Source organism: Thermoplasmata archaeon (assembly GCA_038874435.1).
In the GTDB taxonomy this organism is placed as follows: domain Archaea; phylum Thermoplasmatota; class Thermoplasmata; order Lutacidiplasmatales; family SKW197; genus SKW197.
In genome coordinates this window covers 1-13435 of the sequence record JAVZCK010000004.1, presented here as the reverse complement: position 1 = coordinate 13435, position 13435 = coordinate 1, and the positions used below count along the sequence as shown (strand labels likewise).

The 13435-nt window shown below is 43.8% G+C and carries 8 protein-coding genes and 1 rRNA gene; 6 read left to right on the top strand and 3 right to left on the bottom strand.

Features of this window, described 5'->3' with window-relative positions:
• The first annotated feature begins 2 nt into the window (after positions 1–2).
• Positions 3–1610 carry an L-lactate permease gene (locus QXD64_02380; GenBank protein MEM3396161.1) on the top strand — a complete coding sequence of 536 codons (1608 nt, stop codon included), beginning with the start codon at positions 3–5 and terminating at the stop codon, positions 1608–1610.
• A gap of 1 nt (position 1611) precedes the next feature.
• Here QXD64_02380 and QXD64_02375 read toward each other — a convergent pair whose 3' ends face one another.
• A complete protein-coding gene (locus QXD64_02375; protein MEM3396160.1) occupies positions 1612–1974 on the bottom strand; it encodes a hypothetical protein in 363 nt (120 codons plus the stop codon).
• Between the two features lie 70 nt (positions 1975–2044).
• On the opposite strand from QXD64_02375, the gene QXD64_02370 reads away from it, so the two are divergent.
• Together QXD64_02370 and QXD64_02365 are read left to right on the top strand one after the other, a co-directional pair.
• Positions 2045–3013, top strand: a complete 969-nt coding sequence (locus QXD64_02370; protein ID MEM3396159.1) for a hypothetical protein — start codon at positions 2045–2047, stop codon at positions 3011–3013.
• Between the two features lie 61 nt (positions 3014–3074).
• A complete protein-coding gene (locus tag QXD64_02365; GenBank protein ID MEM3396158.1) occupies positions 3075–6302 on the top strand; it encodes a M6 family metalloprotease domain-containing protein in 3228 nt (1075 codons plus the stop codon).
• Here QXD64_02365 and QXD64_02360 read toward each other — a convergent pair.
• The gene (locus QXD64_02360) at positions 6288–7046 is read right to left on the bottom strand and encodes a hypothetical protein (GenBank protein MEM3396157.1); all 759 of its coding nucleotides are present in this window, start codon (positions 7044–7046) and stop codon (positions 6288–6290) included. The genes QXD64_02365 and QXD64_02360 overlap by 15 nt on opposite strands.
• Between QXD64_02360 and QXD64_02355 the strand changes: the two genes are divergently transcribed.
• The 3 genes from QXD64_02355 to QXD64_02345 all read left to right on the top strand — a co-directional run bounded on the left by QXD64_02355 (position 7038) and on the right by QXD64_02345 (position 11963).
• Complete coding sequence (locus QXD64_02355; protein ID MEM3396156.1) at positions 7038–9161, top strand: aldehyde ferredoxin oxidoreductase C-terminal domain-containing protein; 2124 nt, start codon at positions 7038–7040, stop codon at positions 9159–9161. The genes QXD64_02360 and QXD64_02355 overlap by 9 nt on opposite strands.
• A 48-nt stretch (positions 9162–9209) precedes the next feature.
• Positions 9210–9331 (top strand): 5S ribosomal RNA (gene rrf / locus QXD64_02350).
• Between the two features lie 58 nt (positions 9332–9389).
• The gene (locus QXD64_02345) at positions 9390–11963 is read left to right on the top strand and encodes a DUF2791 family P-loop domain-containing protein (protein MEM3396155.1); all 2574 of its coding nucleotides are present in this window, start codon (positions 9390–9392) and stop codon (positions 11961–11963) included.
• On the opposite strand, the gene hxlA is transcribed toward QXD64_02345, so the two are convergent.
• On the bottom strand, positions 11960–13258 hold the full coding sequence (gene hxlA / locus QXD64_02340) for a 3-hexulose-6-phosphate synthase (GenBank protein ID MEM3396154.1): 1299 nt from the start codon (positions 13256–13258) through the stop codon (positions 11960–11962). The two genes, QXD64_02345 and hxlA, sit on opposite strands and share 4 nt — an antisense overlap.
• Between the last annotated feature and the right edge of the window lie 177 nt (positions 13259–13435).

Below are 13435 nucleotides of genomic sequence, written 5' to 3'. Positions count from 1 at the left end.
AAATGAAGATGGACAGAGATTTTGTGATTTTTCTTCTAGTCACGCTGGCGATTTTAGTCAGTGCTGTAATTTACACAGGAGTGACGCTTGCACTCTTTCCTCTAATCCTTGTTTTTCTCGGCATAATAATGTTTCGGCAGAGCGGAGCAACAATGGCAGTAATTGGCTGGATTGTGGCTCTCGTGCTCGCAGTCACTTACTTCCACACAGGCATAGATGTTGCCCTTGCTGCCTCGCTCTATGGCATAATTAAATCGTTTGGAATTACTATCGCTGTGCTTTTCACAATGTATCTCATTTTTCTGATGAAGGAGGCAAACGCCCTCGATGTAATTTCTGCTGCAATAAAAAGGGTTGCCACCACTAAAGAGGAGCAGGCAATCTTTATTGGCGTGGGATTTGGCTCGTTTGTCACATCGCTGGGTGTCGTGACACCTTCCCTTTTCCCTCCGTTGCTAGTTGCAATGGGCTTTGACCCGTTTTCCGCTGTCTCCATTGCCGTGCTTGGCTACAACGCCACCACTTCCTTCGCATTGCTCTCAATTCCAGTAACGCTACCCGCTTCACTGTTCGGCATAGACCCAGTGCTCCTTTCCTACAAAATCTGCCTCTATCTACCAGTACTCTCAACCCTAATTTCGTTTGCAATGCTCTACATGATTGGTGGTTTTGAATCGGTAAGAAAGGGCTGGTTTTCCGCAATTGTGTCTGGGATTTCCATAGGCATTTCAGCCCTTGTTTTTGTGCTTGCCGGTGCACCTGTGCTTCTCATAGGTGTACTTGCTGGTGCCTTCACAATGTTTGTGCTTTACATTCTCTCTGCCTCAAAGCACACAAGTTCTGAAAAATTTGACACGAGAAAATTCCTCTGGGCAATCTCGCCATGGCTCGTGCTAATTGCGTTTGCACTGGTGATAAGCGTGCCCCAGGTTACTCAGATACTGAAGGCAGTGGATGGCCCTGCGTTCTACATCTATGATAAGCCAGTTGATTTTGATGTGCTGATTCAAATTTACACCTGGATTTTCCTTGCTTGTTTGATTGCAATTCCGTTGCTAAAATTGAAGTCAGGACAGGTAAAGAAGGTGACAAAACTCTGGGCTGGTAGAATTCTCCAGCCGTTCCTGGCTTACTCACTCTTCTTTGCAATTGCCTACATAATGGCTTGGAGTGCAATGCATGTGGTAGATGGAAAACTTGTGCCCGGTGATGCCTACAATGACTTTAACATGAATGTTATCGTTGCAAGTTCCCTTGCCTCTGTGTTCGGGGCCTCTTTCGTCTATGTAGCTGCCTGGCTTGGGCTCTTTGGCGCAGTTGTGGGTGGTAGCGAGGCGAGTTCAAATGTGATGTTCTATCCAATCCAGAAAAACATAGCTCAGAAAATTGAGTTGACTGACAGCCAGTTCCTGACAACCTATGCTGCACATGCAAATGGTGGCGGAATAGCAAGTGCAATAACGCCTTCAAAAATCAACAATGCAGTGGTAACAATAAACGGTGATGCCTCACTGGAAAGCAGAGTGATGCAGAAGCATTTGGTTGCCGTGGTTCTCATAACAATAATCACTGGGATTCTGAATGCGCTGTTCATTGCCTGGAATCTGTGAGTTAATACACCCGGAGGTATGCAGAAGCTAGAAGCCCTCCCACAAACATAAGGATGCCAAAGAGAGTTAACCCGAAACCAATGTTCCATTCGTACTGGCTTTCTAGCATGTATCTATCTCTTGCAATCCCTTTCATAAATGTGGAAAATCTTGTGACATACGGCATTGGTCTGACTGCAGGGCCCCTCCCTGTAAAACCCCAGGACGCAGTGCCGAAGGCAAGCTGAGCAATGGCTGCAATGATAAAACCAGCAAACAAAAAGATGCCTGCAAGCATTGTGCTCTTCAGCATCACGCATAGCAGAAACACACCAATTGAGGCGAAAATCCAGAGAAAAAACCAAACCACTAGTACTTTGTTCATAGTATTGTTATATGCATTGGAAAATAATAAATATTTTGACCGCTTAAAATCAGGCAATGTTGGTGATTACATGAAACCACAAATTGGTAGGATAACAGGAGGTTTGATTGGAATTAGTTTGCTATTAAATGCGAACATGAGTATTGCCACTGAAAACGATGATGTAGTATGCCTCCTTTCCTTCCTTTTGTTTTATCTCACTGGAGGGATACTAATAGGCCTTTTTATTTACAGGGACATTGAAGATAGAGGATTGGATGGACTAATCTGGATAGTTGCTAGCATTCTTTTTCCATTTGTCACCTATCCGCTGTACTTCTGGTTCTTCTTTACAGAGAGATATCCTAAAATTGAGTGGGAGGTCGAGCGGAAAATAGGTAGAAACAGGACGGAAAAGGGTTCCCTGCTTCTCGGATTTGGTTTTCTTATCTATGCCGTTGGATTTTTCCCGCCATTTCTGGACCTCTCTACTACACCTGGATTGCTTACTGCAATATCCACTACTATTGGACTGCAGAGCATCGGCGTTCTAATTGCGGTTGCAGGTGTGCTTTTTATTGTCGCAGGACGAAGAGCATATTCGGAAGTTCATCAGAAGCGAGTAGCTATTGGAGGTATTTTTTTTGCCGTGTGGGTAATCTCTTCGATGTTTGTTTCTATTCTCCTGTTTGATATCATGCGTCAGTGCTTCATCATCCAAAACAATCCTCCATTTACTCAACTCACGACGCTCGTTTCAATATTATACTTAGGTAGTGTTTTTGTTTTCTGGTCTACCTCCGTGCTTCTCCTAAGTGCAATCTTATCAGACCTACGACGAAAACTTCTCTTCTTAGCCATAATTCCTGGTATCCTTAGCGCCATTCTATGCTTACAACTCATGAACTCTCTATTCCATATGCTTGCAGCAGGGCCAAGTTTTGCAACCAACTCCTCTCTTTCTCTTGCGACATACCAGTGGATTATATGGGGACTTATGTGCTTTTTTGGTATGCTCTTAATGGGTGCTTGTTTGGTCGTCTCAAGAAAAGACTCATAACCTTGGAGCGCTTTGAACACCTTCCAAAAATTTGATATAGGAAGGATGCATTATTTTTTGTATGAAATCTGGAGAACTTTATCAGGGCAAGCGTGCCGTTCTGATAATAATCATCGTCGGTTTTCTTGCAACAACCACTCTGAATATGAAGGCTACAGCAAGTGTATCCCCAGTTATGCCCTGGAATGGTGTGTTCGATTTTGTCCCACCGATAAACAAGCCAATAATTCTTACACAACCTGATGGAAGCAGTTTCGAGGCATACCTTACAGGTGCTGAGATTGGCGGGAAACTGGAGCACAATGGCTATACTGTTGTCAGGGATGCAGATGGCTACTGGAAATACGCAGAGAAAACAAGGCAGGGACTGGTACCTGGTGGAATTGTGGGCAGTGATTTACCACCAGCAGAAAAAGGGATTGGAAGAACAGCAAGCATCTGGATTGGAGATAGTAAAGATGTGAGAGAGAACCTCTTTTCTTACCTTTACCAGCACCGTAGCAGTGGCCAGGCAAAGTATGTGGCCTTGCTGATGGATTTCACTGATTGCAGTTTTGTGCATGACAGCACTTACTTCCAGAATATGCTATCAAGCCTAAACACATTCCCATCAGGCTCTCTCAGGGAATTCTACCTTGAAAACTCATTTGGTGCCTTTGACCCAGTTATTGATGTGTATGGTGTATTTCATTCAAATCACACAATGAGTTATTATTCCTGGGATTCTGGCAGATATGTGGATGACATGCTTGAGGAAATTCTTCCCCAGGCTGATGCCGCAGTGAATTTCTCGAATTATGACAACGATGGTGATGGCTATGTAGATATGGTAATTGTGATTCATGCTGGACCAGATGCTGCTGCAACCGCCAACACTGCAGAGCACATTTGGTCTCATGCTTCCTGGGCATCTCTGCAAACAAACGATGGCGTTTACCTTGGGGCCTGCAATACTGGTCCAGATGTTGATGCTGCAATCGGTGTTTATGTCCATGAAATGGGCCACAGCATTGGCGAGATGGATTTCTATGATACTACTTACAAATCAATGGGGACTGGAGATTGGGATGTGATGGCTGGTGGCTGCTGGTATGGAAATCCCGCAGGCTCAAATCCGCTTCACTTCAACCCCTACTCAAAAACTCACCAGGGCTGGATAACCCCGACTTACATTTCTCAGAGCCAGGTCGTGAACTTACAGCCAAGAGAAATTGCAAAATCCCTTATCCAGATAAACATCTCAGGCACCCAATGGTTCTATGTTGAATACATCACCACAAACTGCGGTGCCAAATTTGATCGCCTGGCACTCGCAAGTGGTGCAATAATCTGGCATCTGGACACTTACGGCTCTCAGACAAATCCAGCAAGGTATTTTCTGGATGTAGAGGAATTTGATGGGAGAGATGGGACCCAGGAGTTGCAGCTTAACCTGAATCGCGGAGAACCAACAGACCTCTGGAGTGATGACACAACTGGAATGAGCGATGCTACATCCCCAAACTCTTCTGCCAACTCCCCTTACACCAAATCTGGAATTGTTTTTGCAAACTTTTCAAAGCCAGGCAATACCATAACTTTTGAGGTTTACTTCTCTCCAACATCGGACATTGCAGTTGATAAGCCAGTTCTTGATGAACCCTGCATTTACAACACAACTGTAAACATTTCAGCAAGGATTTACAACAATGCACCAACATCTGTAAGCAATGTGAATGTATCGTTTTACGCAGGCAACATTTCCCAGGAAAATCTTCTTGGTAATGCAACAATCTCCTCAATTTCTGGCTACGGAAATGCCACTGCAACAATTCAGGCAACAATGCCAAGATGGGGCGATTTTGAAATCTGGGTTAAAGCGGACATGTCTCAATCAGAAGTTACGAAATCAAACAACATTGCAAAAGGCATCTGGAAAATTTATGAGAGAAAAGGACAGATTTTAATTGTCGACGATGATGATGGCTTTGAATTTGAAAGAACCTACCAAGGGATTCTTGATACACTTGGTTATTCCTGGAATACTGTAAAAAATCATGCTACAGCCAGTTTAATGCAGAGCTATGATGCAGTTTTCTGGGAATCAGGTTCAACGGGACGAATGCAGGGGCAGCTCACCCTCACAGATATTGCGGAGTTGAAAACTTATCTGAACAACGGTGGAAAAGTCTGGTTTTCTTCTCCAAGAATTGCTGGGGGGCTTGGAAGCACTTCTCAGGCACAGCCAGGCGTTGACCCTGTGTTCTTACGTGACTACCTCGGAGCAATGTTTGATAGAACCTTGCAAACCTCTGGTGGGACTGCTACAGGGACAGGTGAATTGATGACTGGAGTTACTCTAAATCTCTTGCCAGTTCCAGGGAGGCAGATGTACGATGTGGTAAACCTTGGTGTGAGTTCATACGGTGATGTCCTCCAGATTTTTATTGATGGCAACACTGGTAAATACATAGGTACATGCGTGAATGGCAGCATTTACAACTTTAAAACCGTGTTTACTGGCTTCAATATAGTGCAAGTAGAGAATGCAAGTGGGGCAGTGGAAGTAACTGCGAGAATTCTCAACTGGTTTGGGGTTTCAACGATAAAGATGGATAGAAAAAGTTATACCCAGCTTGAAACAATAGCGACAGTTACGGTCCGTGATTGGAAGAAAAATGTGGATTCTGGAGTTGCTGAAACGGTAAGTGTGCTGGTGAGAAGCGAGAGTGAGCCAGGTGGTGAGGCACTCACACTCACAGAAACAGGGCCAAATACTGGTGTTTTCATTGCCCAGCTCCAGTTTTCTGCAACGGATGCCACTGGTGTGCTTAAAGTGGCATACGGTGATGTGATAAATGCAAGTTATTATGACAGTGTTGCGAATGCCGAGCGATGGGATATTGCTTTCGTGGAAAGTCTGGACAATGTTCCACCAACAATTGAGCACACTCCTGTAACAATTGCCTTCAACAACACAGAAATAACCGTAAATTGTTTTGTTTCCGACAATGCGGGTATAGTGAATGTCACCCTTTACTACAGAGTGCATGGGACATCCAGCTTTGTGGCAGTTCCAATGATCTATGGAAATGGAGGATACACTGCAACGATTCCTGCAGCCTCAGTGACAATGGAGGGTGTGGATTACTACATTGTGGCTGTGGATGAGAATGGCAACACAGCAAAAACAGAGGAATACTATATTCAGGTTCTGGAAGGTGCCGCACCCGAGTTAAACTCCGCTTTCATCACCATCATTTTCCTTGCAGCTTTTACTCTGTGGATCAGAAGGTCAAATTTCACCTAAGATTTCTCTGTATTTTTCCATCCTCACAACTTTTCCCTGCTCCTGCACGAGCCAGGTCATCCAGCAGAGTTCAATCGGTCTATAGCCACAAGCAATTGCGATTTCCTCACATTTTTTGATAAATGCAAAATCTTCTTGGACTGGCTTCTCTCCTGCCTTCACTAAAATCTCGTTGATAACTCTTTTCACAATTTTGTCAGGCATTACTGTGTCTATGCCTCCCATCATCCGCAAATACTGGTAAGTGATTAAGCCCACTCCACGCATTTTCCCGATTGGGTCTTTTTCCCAATGCTCCAAACTACTTTGCTGTGCCCATTCTCGCAACGCTTCTCTGTCATTCTTACCCAGTTGAGATAGATACGCTGCAATTTCCTTTGCCATCTGCAAGGAACGACGGTTTTTCCACACACTCCTCATCTCCTCCACATTTGCCATCGCCAAATCTTCAAGGCACTGAATTTCGCCATTATCCACAAATCGCCTCTTAAATTCCACAACCTTTGGCACGACTGCAGTGAAGTAATTAAGGCCAATGGAAGTAAAAGCCGCATCCATCACCATCAGCACAACACTGCCATGCCACCGCTGTGTGGCAAGACAGCGTTCACAATGCTCCTTTAGACCATAAACCTTTTGCATGTATTCATCTACAATGGATTTGAGGGCCATTGAAAGCAAGAATAACTCAATATCTTTATATCTTCCTCTTTCTATGCCTTTTCGGTGGTTGGCATGTATCACAAATACACCTATACAAAAAAACCAGTTGAGAGGGGCTATGCTGGGAGAACCTTATACATTGATTTGAGTAAGTCCATGGTCGAGGAAAAGCCAGTTACTGAAGAAATGAAAAACAAATTCATTGGTGGGAGAGGTTTCTGCCTCTACCTAATGTGGCATGCACTCCCATGGAATAAAAAGATAAAATGGGATATGCCAGAAAATTGCCTCTGTATCGCTTCTGGACCATTAGGCGGAACAACAATTTATCCAGGCAGTGGGAAGTCCATAGTCACAACAATCTCACCGCTTACAGATTCTGTGGTTGACTCAAATGTTGGTGGTTACTTTGGCCCCTACCTGAAATTCTCTGGTTTTGATGCACTCTGTGTTCAGGGAAAAGCAGAAAAAGAATGTGTGATTTTCATAAACGGGGATGAGGGATATGTAGAGATTGTAGATGCTGCTGGACTGCATGAGGATACCCACTTGCTTGCAGAGGAGCTGACTGCAAAGTATGGAGGCACCAACAAAAAATCCGTGAGTGTTGTCTCAAGTGGAAGTGCGGCTAAGTACATTCTTTACGGCTGCCTCAATTTCTCCTGGTATGACACTGTGCTGAATAAGGTAAGGGTGAAACAGGCGGGTAGAGGAGGAACTGGCACGGTGTTACGAAATAAAAATATTCTTGCAATTGTGGTGAAATGCTCTAATGTAACAGTCCAATCAAACAACCCTGCGGACATGAAGGCACTAATGGAGGCGGGAAAATACCATTCGTCTGAAATTCGAGAGCTTGACCCAAAACAAAACCAGATGCGAGAAATTGGGACTACACATCTCGTGAGCATTATGAATGACTTCGACCTTCTACCTGTGCATAACTTCCAGTATGGCTCACACCCTGATGCAAAAAACCTATATGCTGAGGAGTTCAGAAAATACTTTGGCAAAAACAAAAACAACGATTCCTGCTGGATTGGTTGTGCACTCTCCTGCTCTCACCATGTAAACAACTTCGTGCCGAAAACAGGGAAGTATGCTGGAAAGCCGGTGTTAGTTGATGGCCCAGAGTATGAGACAATAGCAGGAATTGGCTCAAATTGTGGCATCTTTGATATTGAGGCAGTAATTGAAGGCAACTTTTATTGCGATACATATGGCATAGACACAATCTCATTCGGAACAAGCCTTGCGTTTGCAATGGAGTGTTTCGAACGTGGCTTAATAAACAAAGAAATCACAGGTGGACTTGAACTTAAATTTGGAAATAAAGAGGCAATGCTCATTATTCTCCACCAGATGAGCAATGGCGAGGGCTTTGGCAAGATTCTAGGCATGGGTGTACGGAAAATGAAGGAGCATTTCGCAAAATTCGGAGCTGACAGGAATCTCATGAAAGACATTGGAATGGAAGTGAAGGGACTTGAATACTCAGAGTATGTTACAAAGGAAAGCTTGGCCCAGCAGGGTGGCTATGCCCTGGCACTGAAAGGTCCACAGCATGATGAGGCCTGGCTCATATTCTTGGATATGGTGAAGAAGTTGATGCCCACATTTGAACAGAAAGCAGAGGCATTATACTGGTTCCCGATGTGGAGGACCTGGTTCGGGTTAAATGGACTTTGTAAACTGCCCTGGAATGATGTTACGCCTCTTGATAATGCGCAGACAAAGGAACCAGCAAAAGTTATGAAACATGTGGAAAGTTATGCCAAGTATTTCTCAGCAGTTACTGGTAGAAAAGTGGGTGCAGACGATTTAATAAAGATGAGCGAGGTTGTCTACAATTTCCAGAGAATTTTCAATTTGCGAATGGGTTTTGGGACAAGAGAACACGACATGCCACCCTACAGGTCTGTCGGACCTGTGACAAAAGAGGAATACGAGAGCAGAAAGGAGAGATATGACAACCAGTTGCGGCAACTTGGTTACAATGTGGAAAAAATGAGCACTGAGGAGAAAATGAGGGAACTGAGAAAGTACAGGGAAGAGCAGTATCAAAAACTCTGTGATGCAGTGTATGCAAGGCGTGGCTGGACGAAGAATGGTGTTCCGACTATCGAGAAAGTGAAGGAACTAGGAATTGACTATCCTGAAGTAATTGAACTCCTGAAGAAGGCAAAAGGGGAGTAAAAAACACCATCAAAAATCTTTATATAATCCCTCTTTCTCCCTTTCCCTGTCGACGGCCATAGGAGCAGGGAAACACCCGGTCTCTTTCCGAACCCGGAAGTTAAGCCTGCTCGCGTTCCATGTTGTACTCCAGTGCGCGAGCCTGCGGGAAGCATGGAACGCTGTCGACACATGAGTTTTGGGTTTTTATGAGGTAAATATTTATTTTTGAAAAGATTATCTCAATCAATGGTAAATCAGAACTTTCCAACGGAATTACCATTCGTGGGGAGAAGCAAGGAGATTGCACAGCTCGTTGGCTATCTTGAGGAAACAAAGAATGGACATGGTTCCATTGTTTTCATTACTGGTCCTGTGGGAATCGGGAAAAGCAGATTGCTGGAAATTATTGAGAAGTATGCCATTGCTGAAGAATTTTGTGTACTAAAAGGTAGAGGACTTGATGAAAGCTCGGTCCCATACCTTCCATTTAAAGATGCATTTAGACAAATACCTGACTTAACGGAGGATACAAAAATCCCGATAGGAATTTCAATGTTTGAGGAGAAAACAACAAAGAACATAGAAACAATCGATGTCACTAGAGAAAGATACAGGATTTATGAGGAATATCACCAAAAGATAAAGACCCTTCTTGAATCTCGCCCTCTACTCATAATCCTAGACGATCTGCACTGGGCAGACCCAGAATCCCTAAATCTTCTGATGTATCTTTCTAAATTTGTGCAGGATGAAAAATTTTCAATTTTCTGTGCCTATCCAGATGACATAATTGTCCTCAAAAAATCTAAAGCGCTCCATGGCATGCTTGAAAAAATTGTGGGAGCAAAAGGAGTGCATACAGTAAAACTGGAACCATTGAAAATTGAGGAAACCGCTGTACTGCTTGAAGCCCTTCTTCAAACATGGAAAATTCCTTCAGAGCTCCTGAAAATAATTTATGAAAAGACAGAAGGAAACCCACTTTACATTGAAGAAGTCGCACATGTGGTGATCACCAAAGGTTTCTATGAACCGAGAACAAGAAAAATAAAAAGGGAATTAAGTGAGCTGGCTGTCCCTGAAACTCTTGTAAACCTTGTTAAAGGTAGAATTGAGATGCTGCCAGATAATGCCAAAAAACTTCTTTCCAATGCAGCAGTCCTAGGCAGAAGATTCAGATACGAAGATTTACAAAAATTAACTGAAATACCAGAGGAAGAACTGCTTTCTCTGCTTGAATTGCTTGTAAATAGTGGCTATCTAGTGGAAGAGAAAGGACTAGGAGATACATACCGATTTTCTCATAACCTATTTTACGAAGCGAGCTATGGAACACACACTGGGCTCCGCAGAAAAATGCTACATGAAAAAGCAGCAAAAATTCTGGAGGAAGAGATAGAGCAGAATGAGGCGACATTAAATGCTGTTGCGACCCATTACTGGATTTCCTGCAATTATCAGAAGTGTGCAAATTACTCAATCGTATTAGCAAAAAAAATGCTAGAAAAATTCGCAGTTGATGAGGCGATTGCACTTGCAAGACGCGCAAAAGAATGCATAGAACTGGCAAAAATAAATGACCCAAATTTAAGAATTGAAACGCACAATCTCATCGCAGAAGCGGCAATTCTTCAGGCATCCTGGGAGGTCGCGGTAGAAAACCTGATGGAATTGCGAAAATTGGCTAGAATGATAAAAGATGATGCACTTGAAATTGGAACTCTGCTAAAACATGCATTCGTGGAGCAGAAACGGGGCAACCCCCACGCCTCTCTGAACCTTCTCAGCGAAGCAGTTGAAATTGCAAAGGATGCAAATCTTAACAAGGAAATGGGCAAAATTTACAGGAGCATGGGCTTCGTCTATGAGAAAAGAGGGGATTACATAGCTGCCCAGTCCTACTACCTTAAGAGCTTGGAAATCTGTAAAAGATACGAAGATGAAATCGAGATGGCAGAGGTTTATCACAGGTACGGAACAAATTTGTTCATGATGGGAAAGGTGAAAGAGGCAGAGGAATATCTCTTAAGATGCGCAGATGTGAGAAAAAAATACAATCTCCTCACTCCCCTTGCGAACACCTACAACAACATCGGAGCAATCTATGCAACGCAAGGCAAGAATGAGAAGGCAGTGGAATATTATACGCTGGCAAAGGAGATTTTTGAAAAAACTCATGATGTTACAGGCCAGGCATTCATCTACAATAATCTCGGCGTGATTTACCACGATGCTGGAAACTGGGAGAAAGCAATGGAGTATTACAAGAAGGACTTTGAAACTAACACAAAGTTAGGAAACAAATGGGAATACTTGGTTTCTTCAAGCAACATTGGAAATCTTTACAAGGACATGGAGGACTACGAGAAGGCAAAGGAATTTTATAAGATTGCACTGGCTGTAGCGGAAGAATTGGGTGAAAGAAGGGTCTCCGTGAAAGTGCTTGCAAATCTAGCCCTCGTACATGCAAAGGAAGGCAACTGGGAAAGCGCAGAGGAATATATCCAAAGAGCATTGCTCGCCCTTGCCGAAACAAAATCGCCAGAGGTTGAAGCGTCCGTTTACTTTTCAGAGGGCATCATCAAAAGAATGAGAAAGATGTATACGGAAGCAGAGGAGAGTTTTAATAGATGCATGGAGATTTATAAGCTAACGAATGCTGCAGGTGAGATTGCAGCCCTGCATCTGGAGATCGGAATTTTAGAGAAAGAAAAGGGAAACATGGAAAGGGCTATGGAGCATTTTAAAACTGCACTTGATTACTTCGAAAAAACCCATGCAGTAAAATTCATTGAACGAATTAAAAAAGAAATGGGTTAGCCTACTTTCTCCCATCTTTCAAGTTTCTGGATTGAGGAGAGGGTGCCTCCCTGCTTTATTTCTTCCCTGAGCCGATTTTCCCGTTCCATTACCTCAACCGCACGATTCGCAATCTGGACTGCATCCTTCTGGGGAACGACAACAACACCGCTCTCATCTCCAATGATCCAATCACCAGTGGAAACTACCTGGCCTCCGCAAACAATCTCCACACCAATTTCTCCAAATCCCTTTGGCTCTCCAGCACAAGGAACTACATGTCTTGCGAATACTGGAAAATCAATATTCAGAATTGTATCAATGTCTCTCACAGCTCCATCTATCACAACACCCGCAACCCCCTTCACCTTACAACTCCAGGATGCTAGTTCTCCCCAGACCGCTGTTGTGCCACTCCCCGCATCTATGACTATCACATCTCCCTTGCGAGCCCTATCAATCGCTTCCACTGGCTTTGCCCAATCTCCATCGATTGTTCTAACAGTGAGCGCCCTGCCCACCATCTTTCTATTGCGGTTTATGCACGGCTTGATGCCTTTCATCGCTCCTTTTCTATGCATCGCATCAGAGATGTTGGGTGTGGACACCTTTGAAAATGCCTCAAAAAGCTGTTGTTCGCTGTATTTCTTGAAGTCCTCTGTTTGTTGTGGAATGCCTGAAAGTATGGCTTCTTTTATTTTTGCAGCTGCGTCCTTCACATCCTTTGCCTTTATGATTGCACTTCCGACTATGATTATGCTTGCACCCGCATTTACTGCTTCTGCTGCAGTCTCTGAGTTAATGCCGCCCGCAACGCCAACAGGCACTGGTGCAATCTTCACAATCTCCCTCAACTCATCAAAAATACTCTTTGCAGACATCTGCTGGTCGATTCCGAGATGGAGACAGACATAGTCCACCCCAAGCTTGGCTGCTTCAGCAATTCTCTTCTTCTTGTTCTCCACACCAAGCAAATCCAACATTATCTTTGCTCCATACTTTCGCCCTGCCTTTACTGCCTCTGTAATTGTAGAATCATCTGCAACACCCAGAACACAGACCACATCCGCTCCTGCTTTTGCAGCAATCTCCACCTCAAAACCGCCTACATCCATCGTTTTCATGTCTGCAACAATCACCTTGTCCTTGAATTTTCTTTTTAAGGCACGAACTGCATCAAGTCCATGGCTTTTAATTAGAGGTGTTCCCGCCTCCACCCAGTCAGCACCACCAGCCACGGCCTCTCCTGCAATTTCAAGGGCTCGCTCTATGTTTTCCATATCCAGAGCAACCTGAAGAACTGGTTTCTCATGCATGATAACAGGAAGGGCAATGGAGGATAATAAGGTTTTGAATTATTGCAGCACCCCATGACTTCGGAAGGTTGGTATGAGCCACACAAGCTTTTACGCTGTCCCTTACCAATTTTCCACAGAGAAAATGAAATCAGAGGAGTAAACCATACTTTCATGTATTTGTTAAATGGTTCGTAT